Genomic DNA, 18,015 nt, shown 5'->3' with positions numbered 1-18,015 from the left:
CGTTCTTAATTTTTTCCGGTTGTGAGTGCAAAGAAAACATCATCTAGGGAGGGTTCTTGTACGGCAATATTAGCCAGTGAGATATCGGCTGCCTGGAGTTGCACAAGTAAGTCAGTGATTTGGTTGGGGTTTTCCAAATGTGCAGTGAGTTGGGCACCGTGCAAGGTCGGCTGCGCATGGAGTGCCTGAGCCAATAGGCGTTGGGCAAGGGGACCTTGGGTTGCCTTGGCGAGGGATAAGGTCAAGGTGGCACCACCGATTTGCTGCTTGAGCGCGGTCGGCGTTCCAAGTTTGATGAGCTTGCCATGGTCGATGACGGCAATTCGATCGGCCAGTGCGTCTGCTTCGTCTAAGTATTGGGTGGTCAATACGATGGTAGAGCCGTGGGCCACTAACTGGCGGATGGTTGTCCACATCTGCGATCGGGTTCGGGGATCAAGTCCAGTTGTGGGTTCGTCCAGAAAAATCAATCCTGGTCGCGTAATCAGACTCACGGCAAGATCTAAACGGCGCCGCATGCCACCGGAGAAATCGCTGAGCGCTTTGTTAGCAGACGCTGTCAGTGAAAACTCTTCAAGAAGTTCCGTCGTTCGTTGTTTAGCGGCCGTTCGGGACAACCCATTGAGCCGAGAAAAAATCATTAAGTTTTCGCGAGCGGAAATATCTTCATCGATGGAAGCATATTGCCCGGTTAGACCAAACATGGCGCGGGCCAGTCGACTTTCTTTGCGAACGTCATGACCAAAGATCGTGACAGTTCCACTCGTGGCCTTAAGCAGCGTGGTCATCATGCGCAAGGTGGTAGTTTTCCCTGCGCCGTTAGGACCTAAAAGACCAAATACTTCACCGGGTTTGACCGCAAACGATAGATCATCAACGACGGTTTTGACGCCGAAGGTTTTAGATAAATGGCTTACCGTGATAGCTGTAGATGGTTGCATAAAATGCCTTCTCTCATGTGTCATAAAATTAATCAGGTGACCTGACAAAATTATAATAAGGTCCCCTGATTAATTTGTCAACCTTTTTATTCAGGTCCCCTTATCTTTTTGTTTTGGAGTATAATGAGACAAGGAGGTTTTCGAGATGAGCGATTTATTTAAGCAAGAGACGACAGCGAGTAAGTTAATTGAATTTGGGATGTTGCGGCATGTCGCCGATGACATTGCGGATCGCGATGACGACCACCCTGAACGACAAATGATTTTCCAAGGGCAAGGAAAGATTTTATTGGCGTTGATGCAAGAGGATCATTTGGCACAAAAAGAATTGGCGGAGCGCTTAAATTTGACGGCGCAGTCAACCGCGGAATTCGTTCGGAAATTGGAAAAAAAGGGATTCGTGACACGAATGAAATCTCCTACGGACCAGCGAGTTACCGTGGTGAGTATCACGGATGCTGGGCGCAAGGAAACAACGAAAAATGTGCAACAAATCCCGCCATTCTTAACGATTTTAGATGATACGGAGTTGGATCAACTCGCGCATATTTTAGATAAGGTTAATCAGCATATGTATGAAGAAGTTAATGCCGCTAACCCAACCTGGTTCAACAAGTTCCATCAGGTCATTATGAATCGTATGTTATCGCAATTACATTCAGGCGAAGATCGGTAGGCTTGGTGTCAGTTTCGGCGATATTTATGGGGGCTGGTTTATTTGTTAGACAACCATGACGACCTGCACTCAGAAGCAAAGTGATGAGAATCGCGGTATTGCTAAAATGAGAATGCCGGTATAATAGGTTTTCTTTAGTGTATTCCCCACAGGTGTGGGGGTGATCCTATTGTGCGTCTTTAATAGATTTAAACTTTCCGGTATTCCCCACAGGTGTGGGGGTGATCCTTGACGTAGCCCAACGACTGCTTGATTTTAAGCGTATACCCCACAGGTGTGGGGGCATTTCCGCTACTTCCATAAACTACTAGTATTAGCGGAAGTAGCGCTGTCACAAGCAAAGAACCACCACAACTTGCAAGGTAATCAGGCTCAAAAGCCACCGCACAATCATCAGCCATTTGGCCTAACAATTGTGCGGTGGTTTGTAGTGTCGAGATTATTTTTAATTAAGCGGCATTTAAAATCCACAAGAACAAGACGAAGACAACCGCCAGCCCGTACATCATAGCACCGACTTCCTTACCACGCTTAGCAGCCAACATGGTCAAAGGATAGGTGATGAAACCTAGTGCGATCCCATCGGAGATGCTGTAGGTTAAAGGCATTCCCAGCACAATCAGAAAGGCCGGAGCAGCTACTTCGAATTTTTCCCAATGAATGTTCTTTAGGGATTGGGCCATTAGCACCCCAACGATAATCAAAGCGGGGGCGGTGACTTGATCCGTCACAACTGCCAACAATGGAGAGAAGAACGCGCCAAAGATGAAGAGTATCCCAGTGACGATGGCGGTGAAACCAGTTCGACCACCCACGGCAATCCCTGCGGAGGATTCCACGAAGGCGCCCATTGGGGAAGTTCCCAGTAAGGACCCCACGACCATCGTACTAGAATCAGCCATCAAGGCTTTGCCAATCCGGGGGAGCTTGTTATTTTTAACCAAGCCAGCTTGTTCAGCTAAGCCGACCAAAGTCCCCGTAGTATCAAAGAAAGTGACTAATAAGAAGGTCAAAACGACCACGATCATTTGTAAGGAATTAATACTGCCGACGTGCGTCAACCCCACCATGAAAGTCGAGCTGATGCTAGGAACTGCAGCAACGATATGACTAGGCATGGGAATCAGACCCGTAACGAGACCTAAAATCGAGTTGGCGACCATCCCAATGAAGATGGCGCCGGGTACCCGAGCACTCATCAACAGAACCGTTACCAGTAGTCCGAAAATGGTGAGCCACGTACTGCCAACCTGTAAGGAACCCAGGCTTACAATCGTTGATTTGTCAGCGGCGACTAAGCCGCCTTGGCTCAAACCAATGAAGGCGATGAACAGGCCGATTCCGGCGCTGATGGCCATCTTGAGGTCGCGGGGAATCGCGTCAACGACCTTTTCCCGCAGCTTGAAAGCCGTTAGAATCATGAAGAGGATCGAGGCCACGAAAACGCCAGCTAGCGCCGTTTGCCAAGGAACCTTCATTCCAATAACGACGGAGTAAGCGAAGAAGGCGTTAATCCCTAGACTGGCAGAGATGGCAATCGGATAGTTGGCCAGAATCCCCATCAACATGCACCCGAAGGCGGAGGCAAAGGCAGTCGCCGTGAAGACGGCCCCTTGGCTGATGCCGGAAGCCCCTAAGACTTGGGGGTTAACGAATAGGATGTAAGCCATGGAGACGAAAGTGGTTAGCCCCGCTAGTATTTCAGTTTTATAGTTGGTACCGAGTTCTTCAAAATGGAAAAAGTTGGCAATTCTTTGCATTGAATAAGTGCTCCCTTAGCAATTAATTTGGTTAAATCCGAACATTAATGATAATTGTTCGTGTTTACATCAATAAATACCACTATTAGAGTCTATCATTTTTAAAAAATATTTGCAATTGCGAATTACAGTTTTATTTATAAAACGAATGTTCGGAAAATACCAACTCAACCCGTCAACCCATCCAACTTACTGATAAGTCAAAAATAGCCGACCAAGCATCTAATGAGCTTGTGTCGGCTATTGATCGTTCGTTTCATCTGCTGATAGAAAAGTTAAGCTAGTCTGGATCGGCGAGTGATTTACCGTTAGCAGTCGCTTTGAAACCCGCAAAGGCGGTATCAATCGTTTGATATTCCGCAGCCGTTAAGGTGACCTCCAAGGCCTGCGCGTTAGCTTCGACCTGTGCGGCGCGTTTAGCACCCGGGATCACCACGCTGACGAGTGGGTTTTGCATGTACCAAGCCAGAATCGTTTGGGCGACGGTAGCTTGATGCGCTTGGGCAATCGGCCGGACCTGGTCGATGGCGGTTAAGGCTTGACTGTAACGCGGTTCTTGGAAATCACTGATTTGACTGCGAATGTCGTCGGCCGGGAACTGAACTGATTGGTCGTATTTACCCGTCAGTAAGCCCGAAGCCAAGGGAAAGTAAGGGACAAAGCTAATCTGATGATCGGCCAGATACAGCATCAAATCAGTCTCGTGGTCGCGATGGAGGAGACTGAATTCGTCCTCAACGACATCTACGTAGCCATCAGCATTGGCCTCTTTGACTTGTACCAAGCTAAAGTTGGAAAGACCAATCGCCCGAATCTTACCTTGTTCGCGCAGTCGTTGTAAGGCGCCCACGGCTTCTGCCTTGGGTGTTTGTTTGTCAGGGAAATGAATGTAGTAAATATCTAAGTAGTCGGTATTCAAACGTTTTAAACTGGCGTCAACTTGGGCCGTCAAGAACGCGGGATCATTGTTAATGACCTGTTCGCCACTTGAGAAGTCTTGAGCCCCTTTGGTTGCCAAAGTAAAGCTGTGCCGATCGAAGTCGTGCATGGCTTGACCAACGAGTTCCTCGGAATGACCGAGACCATAGACAAAGGCCGTATCAAGTAGCTGAATGCCATGATTCAAGCCAGCTTTAACCAAGTTAAGGCCATCATCATCCTTTAAATTTGGGAAGAGGTTATAGCCGCCAACCGCGTTGGTTCCGAGACCGAGTGGTGTCGTGCGAACATCAGTCTTACCGAGTGTTACCAATTCATGTGTCATGCTGGACCCTCCTATAATGTTGAAACCGGATTCAAATACAGTTCCATTATACCGAATTTTACTAGAATTAAAAATCCCCTGAGTGAGTACCATGGTCGCACGGTTTCTGGTACACTAAAGCAAGGAAAAAGGAGCGAGACACATGACAACTTATTTAATTATTGGGGCCAATCGGGTGGGCCAATTGGTGGCCCGTCAACTGGCGACCGAGTCAGCAACGGTTCGCCTCTTACACGATGGTAAGGAAACGTTACCCAGCGACTTAGCCACCCAAGTGACGGAGTTGACCGGTGATTTGACGCAGGAAGCTACTTATACGGCGGCCTTGCAGGACCAACCCATCATCTTTTCAGCACTCACGGGGATGGACGTTGATCTGGCGTTTGAAGCACTCTTCGATGCCCAATATCACCAGCGATTAACCTTTCAACGTTTCGTGATGCTGAGTACGGCTGGGGTCGATCAGGAAGTGACAGGCGATTTAGCTTATCCGGGAATCACCGACGTGGCCGAATATCTAAAGCAACAGCGATATGCCGCTAAACTAGTGGATGAGGCAGAATTTCCATATACGATTTTGCGGCCCGTAACGTTGGCCGACTCACCACGGCGCGACCCACAAATTATTAAGGAAGGCGCCGCGGTTCCAGCGGGAACTGTTTCACGTGAAACAGTCGCACAGGTGGCCGTCTCATTGTTACAAGCGGGTGGCGCCGACTACCAATCGTTGGCGATTTGCTAAAAATTTAAGAGACTTACCAAATTATGGCGTGTTTGGCGCGATAGTTTGTTAGAATAAACCTAGTGGGGTGAAGGCATTGGCATTACAAATAGACGAACAACAACTACAGGCAATTCGCGAACGCATGGACGAGGCCAATCAACGCGCCCACTTCGTTATTTTTCAATCTGTCGAGCGGGAATCTGGCAAAGTCTTGCGGTTAATCACGGATATTGATAGTTTTCGTGCGATTCAAGAACAACATCAAGATGATTCTGACATGGTGATTATCCAAGATATTGTGCCGATTACGGATACCTTGGCCCGGTGGGCGGTCGCTGAAAACATGGCGGCCCAACAGGGTGATAATGCGGAGGTGTTGGCGGATCTGGAACGCTACACCAATGAGGTTTTGAAAGAAAATCATCAAACAGTTAATCCACCGGAAAGCACCGATGACTAGGAAGCACTTAACGACGGTTAGGTGCTTTTTTATTATGGCGAATTTACAATTGAAATGAAACACAAAGTAAAAAAATAAACCCATACCGGGTAGAATATGTTTAACGACCAAATCAAACAATTCGAGGTATCCGGTATGAGCTATAAACATCTTACTATAAAAGAACGTGAAATACTTATGTTTTTACGAGCTAAGGGGTTATCTATCCGGGCTGTTGCGTTACGGCTGGGGCGAAATCCAAGCACTATTTCACGGGAGTTAAAACGTTGTGCAGGTAATTATTCCCCAAGCAAAGCAGATAATGACTATCATCAAAAGCGGCAGAATTGTCACAAGAAGCGGCTATTAGACAGCCATCCACAATTACGCCGTCAAATTGTTCATTACATCTTAGATCTGCACTGGTCACCAGAGCAGATTACCGCTCGCTTTAATAAGGAACATCAATGGTGTGTTAGCTACAACACAATTTACCGTCATATCTATCAACACAATTTAGGTGAGAAGTACTCCTCACGTGGTGATACCGGTATTCAGCGCCATCTCAGACATAAACATCGGACTCGGCATTCAAAGAATACTAGACGACATCGAGAAGTACAGACCGACTATATCTCGATCCATGAGCGCCCTGGTTTTATCAACCAGCGTCAACGTATAGGTGACTGGGAAATTGATACTGTGATTGGTCGAACGGGTCACTCCATCCTTTTAACGGTTGTCGATCGGCTTAGTCGGCTTACGCTTATCAAAAAGGTTGTGCAAAAGGACTCGCAGGAGATAAATAAAGGCTTAGTTGAACTGTTAGGGGTCATTCCTAAAGAATTTGTTCATTCTATTACACCAGATCATGGGACCGAATTTCTTCATCTTGATGAAATCAGCGAAAGGTTAGGTGTTACTGTCTATTGGCCCGATCCATATTCGCCTGAACAGCGTGGAACAAATGAGAATACAAATGGGTTAATCCGGGAATATTTTCCCAAGCGAACAGATATTGATAATTATACAGAACAGGACGTTGAACACTGCCAAAAGCAGTTAAATCAACGTCCTCGCAAAGTGTTAAACTATGAAACCCCATATGAAGTATTTTTTGACAAACCGTTGCACTTAGTTTGACAATTCGCCATCGAAAATTTAGTGAGCGTTCACACCTGTGTTTGGCCCTAAACCTGATAAAATTAAGATAGTTTCAGGGGCATGATTTTAAGAGGGGGTTATCAACATGGTAAAGATTGGAAAAGTTCTCGGCGTCCTAGTGGCGACCGTTGCACTAGGCGTTGGGAGTGTGCCGGTGACGGGGCAGGCTAAGAGTACCAATAAGACGGTGACATTCGGTCAGTTAACGAACAAGAATACGCACCGACTAGCCGCAATTCGGCAGGCAGCTCGCCAGGAAATTTTAACAACCACTAAGGCCAAAAGTAGTCGGGTAGCAGCGGTCTATCAGGTGAAATTGCCAACGCATATGACAAAAACGGCGACGTTAACCAAGAGTGGGTTACGCATGAACCTATTGAAGAATAGTTTTAAGGTTAAGCAGATTACCATTCCGTATGCGCAACTCAAGGGTAAGGTGTTGAATCGCTATCTGCCTAAGGCTAACCGAACCAGTACCATTAAGACCAGTAAATTAGTGGCCTTAACGTTTGACGATGGGCCAGATCCAACCCTGACATCACGGTTACTGAAGACGTTGAAGAAATACCACGCGCATGCGACGTTCTTTGAAGTTGGTCAGAGTGTCAGTCGCTATCCAAAGATCTCGCGAGCGGTCTTGGCAGGCGGCAATGAAATTGGCAATCATTCGTGGAATCATCCCAACTTTAATAGTATTGGGACCGCACAAACAGTGAGTCAAGTAACCCGAACCAATCGGGCAATCTACCAAGCCACCGGAACGTTACCGCAATACGTACGACCACCGTACGGTAATATCACGGCGGCAGAGGGCCGAGCGATTGAACAGCCAATTATCCGTTGGTCAGTCGATTCTCGAGATTGGGCTTACCTCAATAGTAGCAAGGACATTAATGAAGTTATGCACGACACCCATGGCGGCGATATTATTTTAATGCATGATATCCACGCTCAATCCGTAGCCGCAGCGCCAACAATTATCAAACGATTACAGGCTAAAGGGTACAAGCTGGTGACGGTTAGTCAACTTCTGAACAGTCAAGCATTGCCAGGGTTACAATACTTTGGCGCCCATGATTACCGGACCGTTGGTAAATAAGGCATTATAAAAAATCGTCAGCAGCCACCAAAGTGGCTGCTGACGATTTTTGTCGTTAGACTATCCGTGCGAAGGTAGCGCGTCTTCTAGGAAATCGGGAGATTAGCTAAGAAATTTTTCAACGAGTTGCTGATAAACGTGTTGAACATGACGGAATTCATCCAGATCGACGGATTCATTCAAGGCGTGAGCGGCATCCCATTTACCAGCGCCGTAGACGATGACCGGGAAGTCATGACTGGATTTGGTAAATTCTGAAGCGTCGGTTGCCCCGTGAATGACTTGTAAGTCGATTGCGTGACCGAATTCTTGGTCGGCAATGGCCTTGGTCGTTTGCACCAGTGGCGAATCTTTGGCACTAATAATGGGTTTAAAGCTGTAATCTACGTGCAAGGCTAAATCGACACCAGGCTCTTGATTTAACCGATCCACCGTTTCATGGAGACGGTGAATGACGGCAGTATTATCGAATTCGGGAATGGGGCGAATATTTCCTTGCAGCTCCGCCTTAGCGGGAATACTGTTGACTTGTTCGCCACCATTAAAGACCGTTACGCTGTGGACCAGTGGCCCAAGTTCTGGACTGACGGGCGCGTCGTCAAAGGCAGTTGCCTCTGCGGTGACGTATTTGATGAGGTTCGTAATGGCGTTGATTCCCTTTTCAGGCATGGAACTGTGGGCGCCGACACCGCGAGAATAGACGTGATAGTTCAAAGAACCATTGTGCGCATAGACCAGATTACCACCGGTGGGTTCGCCAATGACCATGGCAGTGAGATCATCTGCCACGCCCTTTTCGGTTAACATTCGTGACCCCATGGCGCCATTTTCTTCGCCGACAGTCCCAATAAACCGTAAGCGTCCAGTTAAGGGCGTCTGTTGGTCAGCCAAATTGATTAAGGTAATCACCATCGCGGCCAGTCCGCTCTTCATGTCGGCGGCACCGCGACCGTAGAGTTGATTGTCGACAATGTGCGCTGAGAAGGGATCAAATTTCCAGTCAGCAACATCGCCCGTGGCAACCGTATCTAAGTGCCCGGCTAAGGCAAAGACTTGATCGCTGGTGGTATCGCCGATTTCAGCGATGATATTGGCGCGACCATCTGCATAGGGGATAACCTGTGAGGTAATGCCATGGTCGGCAAAGAGTTGTTGAATGTAGGCGGCCACGTCAGCCTCATGATCATTGACTGAGTTAATACTAATTAAGTGTTGTAAGATCTGAATCTGTTCGCTATCTTCCATAGAGGATTGCCCGCTTTCTCATCATTCTTTAATGTTACTTTCCAGTGTAGCACGGATTGGGGGAAATAGTTGGAAAAGTTATCAAAGATAAGTTGAACGTGTGTTCGTTTCGGCTAAAGCTATGCTAGAATATAATCAACTAGAAGCCACGGTAAGCTGAATCCTTGGCTTATTACGCACACTACAGCAGCCCGGAGGTTAGTGGCAATGGCTTAGGTCGGTTCCAGCCCGATTGCTGCAATCGAAAGGCGAACAGCACATACATAGCGAACAATTTCGTAAGGAGGATGACCGATGAGTTTACAATTTATTTTAGGAAGTGCGGGGCAGGATCATCGCACGCCAATGGTGACCGCGCTCGCGCAGCAAGTAACCGCGCACCCCACGGATCAAAGTTACTATTTGGTTCCCAACCATATCAAGTTTGAAACAGAAGTCGATGTGTTGTCAGCGTTGAAGGAACAAATTGCACCGGAGCAGGCCTTATTTGCCCAGACGCAGGTGCAAGTCTTTTCGTTTACTCGGTTAGCCTGGTTTTTCATGAAAAATGAACCGATTTACCAACTCCCACGGATCTCGCCAGCAGGACTGAACATGTTGATTTACCAGATTATCCAAACCCACGCAGACGAGCTGACGATCTTCAGAGGAGAAGTGGATCGGCCAGGTTTCGTCAGCCAATTGGCGACCCAACTAGCTGAATTCAAGGTGGGCCAAGTCACGGCGGCTGATTTGATGTCAGCCATTGAGCAACTCGACACAACGAATACGGATTTACAAGCCAAGCTTCATGATTTGATGATAATCTATGAGGCCTTTGAAACGCAAATGATGGGAAAGTTTGTGGAAAATACCGACCTGCTGAACCAGTTGGCGACCTATTTAGAGCAGCAAGTGGACTTGCAGCATGCCCATTTCTACTTAGAAGGTTTTTCACAGCTCAGCGCTCAAGAACGCCAATTGGTCGCCATCTTAATTCAACGATCGGCCAGTGTCACGGTTGCGTTGAATCTGGATCACGGTTACCCACAAAAGTTACCAGATAAGACCACGCTTTTTTTTCAATCGGCCAAACTCTATCAGCAGCTCTACATGGTCGCCCAAGCCAATCGGGTTCCGGTTTTAATCGATCAACAAGCTAAAACGGCGCGGGTATCCGCTGACTTGCAGGCCTTAGACACCTATTGGCAAGCGAGTCAAACCTTATCACCACAGCCAAGTGCGGTCGAAAAACCCACCCACATTCAAATCGTACAAGCGGCTAACCGCTACGTTGAGGTGTCACGAGTGGCGACGCAGATTCGGCAATTGGTCGCCACTGGCAACTATCGTTATCGTGATTTCTTGGTATTGACGCGGCATCTCGATGCCTATCAGACGGTGATTGATCCCATTTTTCAGGCGCAAGCCGTGCCGTACTTTGATGATGCCGATATCCGAATGGCAGATCACCCCTTTGTTGAGCTATTGAATGCGCTTTTCGATGTTCAACGCCGAAATTATCGGTATGCAGATGTCTTTCGGGTGTTGAAGTCGGAACTATTATTACCCCGTGATGCTGATGGCGAGTTGATGGCGGTGCCGGCTTATCGGCAGGCACTGGCATTGACCGAGAATTTTGTATTGAAGAATGGGTTAGAAGGCCAACATTGGTGGACGCAAGACAAAGATTGGGTATATAACCGGTTTGCCGTGGGCGATGGGGGTGTCCAGACCACCCGTGATGACCAAATCAGTGCGCAAATTAACCGCATTCGCCGGTTTGTGAAGCAAACATTGCCACCCTTTTTTGCCCGCTTAAAGGTCGCCGCAACGTATACAGATGCCGCCGCGGTCTTGTATCAATTTGTGGCCAATGCCGGCGTCAGTGAGCGTTTGATGACGTGGCGCGACCAAGCGATCGCTGCTGGGGACCTGACCAAAGCAGGCCAACCAGAGCAAACATGGGCGGCTTTTTGCGATATTTTAGACGAGTTTCATACGATTTTAGGCGACTTACCGACAGTGCTACCAGACTTTCAGGCCCTCTTGCAAGCGGGATTTGCCGGGGCGAAATTTAGCCAGATTCCGTCAACCCTAGATCAAGTGGTGATCTCGGAAAGTGGGATTGTTCAGGCCAATAACCGCAAAATCACCTTTATCATGGGAGCTACGGCTGATACAATGCCGGATAACCAGATTCCGACAACGTTGTTAGCCGATAATGATCGTCAAGACCTAAGTGCCCGGCTGCAACAGGTCGATGACGGGACTTATTTGCGAGACGATGCCGCTACACAACTTGCTGGTGAGCCTTATCTGAACTACCTAGCCTTTATGAGCGGCAGTGAGCGTTTGATTTTCAGCTACCCAGCGATGAGTGATGATGCGCGCAGTGGTTTGCAACTATCGCCATATGTGGCGCGGATAAAGGATTACTTTGGTCTGTCAATCGACATAGCGGCGGCTAATCCGGTGGCAGAAGATGAAGCGATTTTGCCCTTTGTGGGGACGCGGCGTACCACGCTGCGGCATCTGGTTCAGGCCAGTCACGATAGTCAATTACGTGAGGTTCCCTTGTCGCGATCGTGGCTGTACGTCTTAAATTTGTTACGGACTGACCCGACTTATGGGGAATTAACCACAAAGTTACTGGGGAGCTTGAGTTACCGAAATGTCCCGACCCAGTTGACGCCTGACATCGTGACGCAGTTGTATGGCACGAAAATTAATACCTCCATTTCTAAGCTAGAAGAATATTATGCCAATCCCTACGCTTACTTCCTCAAGTATGGGTTGAACTTGCAAGAGCGGGATGTCTTTGCGTTGTCTCCCGCTAGTACCGGAGAGTTCTTCCATGCCACCTTGGATGGGTTAATGAAGCTCGTTAACGACCAGAAGCTGAATCTAGCGGCACTAGATGACCAGCAGTTACGTGAAATGACGGATGAAGTGATGGCTAAACTGTTAGATACCACGGAGAACCCGCAATTTGCGATCTTAGAGAGTTCCCATCGGATGGGGTATATTCGTCAGCAGTTGATGAAGACGATGCGGCAAATGGCCAAGACCCTTCAGGAACAGAGTAAACGGACGAAGCTACGCCCCAAGCGGACCGAAGTTCAATTCGGGTTGGGGGATGAGCGGGGATTGGCCGCGTTATCCTTTGATGTGGGCAAACGGCGTCAGGTGACCGTTCGTGGTCGAATTGATCGGTTGGATGCCGTACAGGTTAAGGATAAAACGTATTTGGGGATCGTTGATTATAAGAGTTCTGAGCATAAGTTCAGCTACCAAGAAGCCTATTATGGCCGCGCCATGCAGATGTTAACCTATTTGGATGCCGTGAAACAAAATCTGCCAACGTTATTAGATGCCCCGACCGCCAAGGATGCCGAGCTAGCCGGCGCGGTATACCTGCACTTACAAAACCCCATTTTAAAGGCCGCTGAGGTTTTAGGCGAAGATCCCTTGACCTCACTGTTAAAGGCGGAGCAGTATCAAGGGTTATTGTTAGATGACCCCGACTTACTGACGAATTTAGATACCTTATTCGGAACGCCGGATTATAGTGGCAGTTCGCTGTTATTCCGCGGGCTTCGTCGGACCAAGACAGGGAAAATTACGTCTTATGGCAAGTTGTTGGTTAATTCCAATGAACTTGACTTATTGCTAACGCATACGGAACGGCTCATCAAACGTGCCGCAACCGATATCTTTGACGGACGGGTTGATTTAGCTCCATTCCGTGAGCAGAATCGAACGGCCTTGCAGTATTCGCCGTATAAATCCGTGATGCAGTTTGATCCATTGCTTAAGGAAAATAATTACCGGGACTTGCCATCGCTAAATAAAGATGATGTCATGGCAAGAATTGCCGCAGAACAAGAACAGGAGGCTACTGATGAGCACGAAATTTAGTTTTACGCCCAGTCAAGACCAAGCCATTCATCAAACCGGGAATAATCTATTGGTCTCGGCTTCAGCTGGTTCAGGGAAGACCCGGGTGTTGGTGCAACGGGTCATTGAACGTCTGAAAACGGGGGTCGGGATTGACCAAATTCTGATTGTGACGTTTACCAAAGCGGCGGCGGCTGAAATGCGCGAGCGGATTCAGACCGCTCTTCGACAAGAGTTGGCAGTTAGTCAGGGGGATAGTGCCCAACAACAGTTCTATCTGCGGCAATTAAATCAGTTACCAGTGGCCGATATCAGTACGCTAGATGCTTTTTGTCTGCGTCTTTTGCAGCGCTACTATTATGTGATTGATTTGGACCCGGTTTTCCGGTTGCTCGCGGATGAAACAGAGAATGGTCTCCTGCGCGATGAAGTCTGGGCTGACTTGCGTGAGGACTTATATGCCAATGATGACAGTGGATTATTTGCGCGGTTGACGGAAAACTTTTCGGGAGATCGCAATGACCAAGGCCTGGCGGATTTGGTCCAACAAACGTATACATTTGCCAACGCAACGCCTAATCCGACGGCCTGGCTAGCTGAACTGCCCCAACCCTACCAGTTGGATAGCGACCAACTGATGACCACTAGTTTTTATCAGCAACGCTTACGACCGTTCTTTCAGTCACAGTTGCAGCAACTACAAGCGGACTTGACGAGTGCCCAGGCTTTGGCGAACCAAGCCGGTTTAGATAAACAAGCGGCGCATGTGACGGCCGTATTAGAAAACGTTGCTGCGGTCCAACAATTGGTTACTGGAGACAGTTGGAACGCCTTACGAGCGGCTATCCAAGACTTTGCGTGGGGGCGGATGCCAGCGGTCCGTAAGACTAATGAAGACTATCCCATCTATAATGAATTGAAAACGACTTACTATGATCCAGCCCGTAAGCAACTGGATAGTTTGAAAAAGACCTACTTGATTCAAGACGAGCAGCAGGCCATGACCACGATTCGCCGTTCGGGTGAATTAGTGGGCGAACTATCGCGGGTGGTGACGGCGTTTCGAACGGCGTACCGGCAAGAAAAACAGCGTCGTCACGTCTTAGATTTCGCCGATGTGGAACATGCTGCGTTAGCCATTTTGACGCAAGATAGTGACCAGTCGCGACAGGTGGCGGCTCAGTTACGCCACCAATTTGCGGAGATCATGGTTGATGAATATCAGGATACCAATGGCTTGCAAGAAGCGATTTTAACGGCGATTGCTGAGCCTGCCCCGCAAGGCAACTTGTTTATGGTGGGGGATGTGAAGCAGTCCATTTACCGGTTCCGGCAGGCTGATCCGACGCTATTTATGACGAAAACGGACCAGTATGCAGCCGATGCAGCTGCGGGTGAGCTGATTGTTTTGGCAGAAAATTTCCGGTCAATGAAAAACGTCGATGATTTTACCAATCTGATCTTTAAGCAATTGATGGACCGAGAGCTGGGTGAGATTGATTATACGGGGGCGGCGCAACTGAAATTTGGTGCCAGTTACTATCCCGATACGGTGACGAGTACGGCTGAGTTGCTGGTGTATCTGACCGAAGATGCCCCGGAAAGCGCGGGTGACGCGGATAGTGAAGCCATGGATGCGACCTTCCAGGTTGATAATAAACACCAAGGAGAGGTCTTGATGGTCGGCCAAAAAATTCAGCAATTAATTGCCGATCAGACCCCGATTTACGACCGTGAGGCTAAGCAGGTACGGCCAATGACTTACGGTGATATCACGCTGCTGACTCCAACACGGACTAACAATCTGATCATTACGGATGAGTTACGTCGCTTAGGAATTCCGGTCGTCGTCAATGATGCGCAGAACTACTTTAAGACGACCGAAATTCAAATTATGATGGCCTTACTACAAATCATTGATAATCCTTATCAAGATATTCCGTTAGCGGCGGTGCTACGTTCACCCATCGTTGGCTTAAATGAAAACGAATTGGCGCTGTTACGAATCAATCAACGGACCGGGGATTACTACCAAGCGGTTTTACACTTCCAGAGATCGTTCGTCCCCAACCAGGCAAGTGACTTTCAGCAGGCAGTGTACCAGAAAGTCAGTCATTTCCTTGAACAGTTGCAGGAATTCCGCGATATTGCCCAACAAGATGAGTTGGTGACGCTAATCTGGCGGATTTATCAGGAGACGGGGTTCTTGGATTACGTTGGTGGGATGCCGGCAGGTGAACAGCGGCAAGCAAATCTGCACGCTCTGTACGAACGGGCGAAGAGTTATGAACAAAGTAGCTTCAAGGGCCTCTTCCAGTTTGTCCGGTTTGTCGAACGGCTTCAAGAACGTGACGATGACCTCGCCGGTGCGCCGGTGCAAGCCGCTGATGATGCCGTATCTGTGATGACGATTCATGGTAGCAAGGGGTTGGAATTCCCAGTCGTCTTCATTATGGATGCGTCGCGGCAATTTAATAAACAAGACCAGCAAGGTAATTATGTGATGAGTGGCAAGACAGGAATCGGGATCGATTACTTAGATCCTGATAGCCGGGTTAAGGCGCCCAGTTTGCAAAAATTAGTGACGGCGCAAGCCATTTCACGAGCCAGTTTGGCTGAAGAAATGCGTAAACTTTACGTGGCCTTGACCCGTGCAGAATCGCGCGTCTATATTGTTGGCTCTCACAAGACACAAGAAGCCGCAATATCAGCATGGGAACAGGCTTACCAAAGCCCCAATTTAGTTTTAAACGCCACCCTGCGTGAGAAAAATACGCTAGCCAATTATCTTGATTGGATTGGGATGTGTTTGGTGCGTGATCCAAAGTTTGCCGCTGAGTTGCGTCAGGGAACCACGACCTTTTCTGGTTTAGCGGGTGATCCTGCGACTTTCACCGTTCACTTTGTCACGGCCCATGACCTGGGTCCAACCCAAGGAGTGAATGAGACGGCGGTTGACTGGTTACAAGCGGCCAGCGAAACAGCTGCTAAGGTGACGACCCCACCGGTCGATACTGAACAGCTTCATCAAATTATGGATTTCCGATACCCGCATCAAGCGGCAACGGCGACCACAGCTTATCAATCTGTCTCAGAGGCCAAGCGCCTGTTTGAGGACCCGGATAACGCCACGATTGGGGAATATCAGGCGAGCGCTACCGGTCAAGTGGGGGGGCATCGATTTGTCACTCACGACTTTGCCCGACCAGACTTTTTACAAACGGTCCGTGAACCACTCGCAACGGAAATTGGGAGTGCGACCCACCTGGTTTTGCAGCAGTTAGATGTGACCGTAACCCCCACACTCGACCGGGTACAGGGCGTTATTGATCAGTTGGTTGCCGATCAAGTCTTGACGGCAGAAGTGGCCCAACGAATACAACCGGAATTGATTTTACGTTTCTTTAGCAGTTCGGTTGGTCAGCAGGTTTTAGCAGCACCGGATCAGCTGCATCGTGAAGTGCCATTTTCATTGTTGATGCCGGCTCGCAGCTTGTTCCAAGATTTTCAAGAGACCGACTCACAGGTATTAGTCCACGGGATTATTGACGGGTATTTAACCACGCCGGCTGGTGTGATTTTGTTCGACTACAAGACGGACCACGTGAATGCCCAGAACCAAGCGGCCAGTATTGAAAAGATCGTGGAACGCTATGGGGGTCAGGTAAACCTGTATGCCGCAGCGTTAAAACAAATGACGGGTCAACCAATTGTGGGCCAGTATTTATACCTCTTAGCAATTGGCGAGTTAGTGGCCGTTCCTGAGCAACAAGTTCGGCGTTTGTCGGAATAGTAGAAACGAATCTAAGAGATAACGAAAACAGGCTTTTCAAGAGTATTTGAACTCTTGGAAAGCCTGCTTTTTATAATTGATTAGCCAAGACTTAATTGCTGACACCGTCATACCCAATAAAGGTGTAATATGTGGTGCCGCCAATAGAATAAAGACTATCAAAGGTGCCAGCGGTTCCCGTTTCAGGATCGCCAGCAATATGCTGCGGCGTGTGTAAGTTTTTAAGGGTCAAACGGTATCGAGTCTGCCCATTTTGCGTAATGGCCTTCGTTTTGACACTTGCGAGTGGGTGATTCAAGTAAAGGGTCCGGTTGGGATCGTGGAACCGTGTTTTGACGATTTTAGCTAGGCTAACGGGTTTTTGGTAGAAGCCTAAACCGGCATTGGCTTTAGTATCGTATTTAAGCACTTCGACATAACCATCTGGCGTGATGCGGATACTCTTAGTGGTTGGTTCAACCGGACTTAATGCCGCTTTAGCACCGCCGATGTAGAGATCACCATGGCTATACCCCGGCATGTAGTCGGGAGCTGCAACCCTCTTGAAGGCACGCAACTTAGTGGTGTCTGAGATGGTGGCCTGTGGTGAGTACGCACTGGTTCCGGGATCAAGTGTGTAGTTCGCCTTAGCACTGTTTTGCAGCGCGGGGTAGCTCAAACGAGCCAAATAGAGCTGCAAGCTGGGAACCAAGTAGCTGCCATGCTTGGTAGTGGTGAGATTACCGGCAACTGTGAGTCCAGCCGGTAACGTCAGCTTTTGCATGATGGTGTGCTGGGTCTTGTAGGTGGAGACGTAGGCCACTTTTACAGTTACTGGTCGGATAGTTTGGTAATAAGCGCTTAGATTTAAAAAGTCCGTACTAGCACGATAGTCGCCGACCTTGACGAGGGCGCTGGGTTTTTCTGTTTGAGCACGGCCGCTTAAACTGCCAACAGTAACAGTCCCCAGGGCCAGTAAGCAGAGACAGCCTTTGATGATCCGCGTAATGATGGTCATCGGCTCCTTTCATAATCTGATTTTCTTAAAGTAT

12 protein-coding genes are annotated in these 18,015 nt (G+C 48.4%); 7 read left to right on the top strand and 5 right to left on the bottom strand.

The genetic code is table 11. The features are described from left to right. Positions 1-5 precede the first annotated feature (5 nt). The gene (locus tag ACP4IT_RS06270) at positions 6-941 is read right to left on the bottom strand and encodes a daunorubicin resistance protein DrrA family ABC transporter ATP-binding protein (protein ID WP_041815768.1); all 936 of its coding nucleotides are present in this window, start codon (positions 939-941) and stop codon (positions 6-8) included. Positions 942-1,086: 145 nt separating this feature from the next. On the opposite strand from ACP4IT_RS06270, the gene ACP4IT_RS06265 reads away from it, so the two are divergent. Further along, entirely contained in the window at positions 1,087-1,617 is a 531-nt protein-coding gene (locus tag ACP4IT_RS06265; protein ID WP_011668940.1) for a MarR family winged helix-turn-helix transcriptional regulator, read from the top strand. Between the two features lie 449 nt (positions 1,618-2,066). Here ACP4IT_RS06265 and ACP4IT_RS06260 read toward each other — a convergent pair whose 3' ends face one another. After that, positions 2,067-3,377: an NCS2 family permease gene (locus tag ACP4IT_RS06260; RefSeq protein WP_011668939.1), complete on the bottom strand. Its 1,311-nt coding sequence runs from the start codon at positions 3,375-3,377 to the stop codon at positions 2,067-2,069. A 280-nt stretch (positions 3,378-3,657) separates the two neighbouring features. Continuing rightward, positions 3,658-4,641: an aldo/keto reductase gene (locus ACP4IT_RS06255; RefSeq protein WP_156646753.1), complete on the bottom strand. Its 984-nt coding sequence runs from the start codon at positions 4,639-4,641 to the stop codon at positions 3,658-3,660. A 142-nt stretch (positions 4,642-4,783) separates the two neighbouring features. Between ACP4IT_RS06255 and ACP4IT_RS06250 the strand changes: the two genes are divergently transcribed. The 4 genes from ACP4IT_RS06250 (at position 4,784) to ACP4IT_RS06235 (ending at position 8,067) form a co-directional block, all read left to right on the top strand. Continuing rightward, positions 4,784-5,383 (top strand): NAD(P)-binding oxidoreductase, encoded by a 600-nt coding sequence (locus ACP4IT_RS06250; RefSeq protein WP_011668937.1) that lies wholly within the window; start codon positions 4,784-4,786, stop codon positions 5,381-5,383. Positions 5,384-5,450: 67 nt separating this feature from the next. Further along, positions 5,451-5,825, top strand: a complete 375-nt coding sequence (locus ACP4IT_RS06245; protein ID WP_015474580.1) for a hypothetical protein — start codon at positions 5,451-5,453, stop codon at positions 5,823-5,825. Between the two features lie 135 nt (positions 5,826-5,960). Next, a complete protein-coding gene (locus ACP4IT_RS06240; RefSeq protein ID WP_024854984.1) occupies positions 5,961-6,947 on the top strand; it encodes an IS30 family transposase in 987 nt (328 codons plus the stop codon). Positions 6,948-7,053: 106 nt separating this feature from the next. Next, the gene (locus ACP4IT_RS06235; protein ID WP_011668935.1) at positions 7,054-8,067 is read left to right on the top strand and encodes a polysaccharide deacetylase family protein; all 1,014 of its coding nucleotides are present in this window, start codon (positions 7,054-7,056) and stop codon (positions 8,065-8,067) included. A gap of 102 nt (positions 8,068-8,169) precedes the next feature. On the opposite strand, the gene ACP4IT_RS06230 is transcribed toward ACP4IT_RS06235, so the two are convergent. Further along, positions 8,170-9,312, bottom strand: a complete 1,143-nt coding sequence (locus ACP4IT_RS06230; protein WP_011668934.1) for an ArgE/DapE family deacylase — start codon at positions 9,310-9,312, stop codon at positions 8,170-8,172. Between the two features lie 294 nt (positions 9,313-9,606). Between ACP4IT_RS06230 and ACP4IT_RS06225 the strand changes: the two genes are divergently transcribed. After that, a complete protein-coding gene (locus ACP4IT_RS06225) occupies positions 9,607-13,212 on the top strand; it encodes a PD-(D/E)XK nuclease family protein (RefSeq protein WP_011668933.1) in 3,606 nt (1,201 codons plus the stop codon). Continuing rightward, on the top strand, positions 13,196-16,984 hold the full coding sequence (gene addA, locus ACP4IT_RS06220) for a helicase-exonuclease AddAB subunit AddA (RefSeq protein ID WP_156646759.1): 3,789 nt from the start codon (positions 13,196-13,198) through the stop codon (positions 16,982-16,984). Before ACP4IT_RS06225 ends, addA begins: the two co-directional genes overlap by 17 nt. Before the next feature lie 91 nt (positions 16,985-17,075). Here the strand turns inward: addA and ACP4IT_RS06215 are convergent, their stop codons facing one another. Further along, complete coding sequence (locus ACP4IT_RS06215) at positions 17,076-17,981, bottom strand: hypothetical protein (RefSeq protein ID WP_011668834.1); 906 nt, start codon at positions 17,979-17,981, stop codon at positions 17,076-17,078. Positions 17,982-18,015 lie beyond the last annotated feature (34 nt).

The organism is Levilactobacillus sp. LN180102, from assembly GCF_050106635.1.
GTDB classification, from domain to species: domain Bacteria; phylum Bacillota; class Bacilli; order Lactobacillales; family Lactobacillaceae; genus Levilactobacillus; species Levilactobacillus brevis.
Note: the sequence above shows the minus strand (reverse complement) of the source record. Positions and strands in the feature narration are given on the sequence as shown.

Bases quoted from the DNA above. Each gene is read 5' to 3' on its own strand.
- ACP4IT_RS06270 (WP_041815768.1), bottom strand. From the start codon at position 941: ATGCAACCATCTACAGCTATCACGGTAAGCCATTTATCTAAAACCTTC.
- ACP4IT_RS06265 (WP_011668940.1), top strand. From the start codon at position 1,087: ATGAGCGATTTATTTAAGCAAGAGACGACAGCGAGTAAGTTAATTGAA.
- ACP4IT_RS06260 (WP_011668939.1), bottom strand. From the start codon at position 3,377: ATGCAAAGAATTGCCAACTTTTTCCATTTTGAAGAACTCGGTACCAAC.
- ACP4IT_RS06255 (WP_156646753.1), bottom strand. From the start codon at position 4,641: ATGACACATGAATTGGTAACACTCGGTAAGACTGATGTTCGCACGACA.
- ACP4IT_RS06250 (WP_011668937.1), top strand. From the start codon at position 4,784: ATGACAACTTATTTAATTATTGGGGCCAATCGGGTGGGCCAATTGGTG.
- ACP4IT_RS06240 (WP_024854984.1), top strand. From the start codon at position 5,961: ATGAGCTATAAACATCTTACTATAAAAGAACGTGAAATACTTATGTTT.
- ACP4IT_RS06235 (WP_011668935.1), top strand. From the start codon at position 7,054: ATGGTAAAGATTGGAAAAGTTCTCGGCGTCCTAGTGGCGACCGTTGCA.
- ACP4IT_RS06230 (WP_011668934.1), bottom strand. From the start codon at position 9,312: ATGGAAGATAGCGAACAGATTCAGATCTTACAACACTTAATTAGTATT.
- ACP4IT_RS06225 (WP_011668933.1), top strand. From the start codon at position 9,607: ATGAGTTTACAATTTATTTTAGGAAGTGCGGGGCAGGATCATCGCACG.
- addA (WP_156646759.1), top strand. From the start codon at position 13,196: ATGAGCACGAAATTTAGTTTTACGCCCAGTCAAGACCAAGCCATTCAT.
- ACP4IT_RS06215 (WP_011668834.1), bottom strand. From the start codon at position 17,981: ATGACCATCATTACGCGGATCATCAAAGGCTGTCTCTGCTTACTGGCC.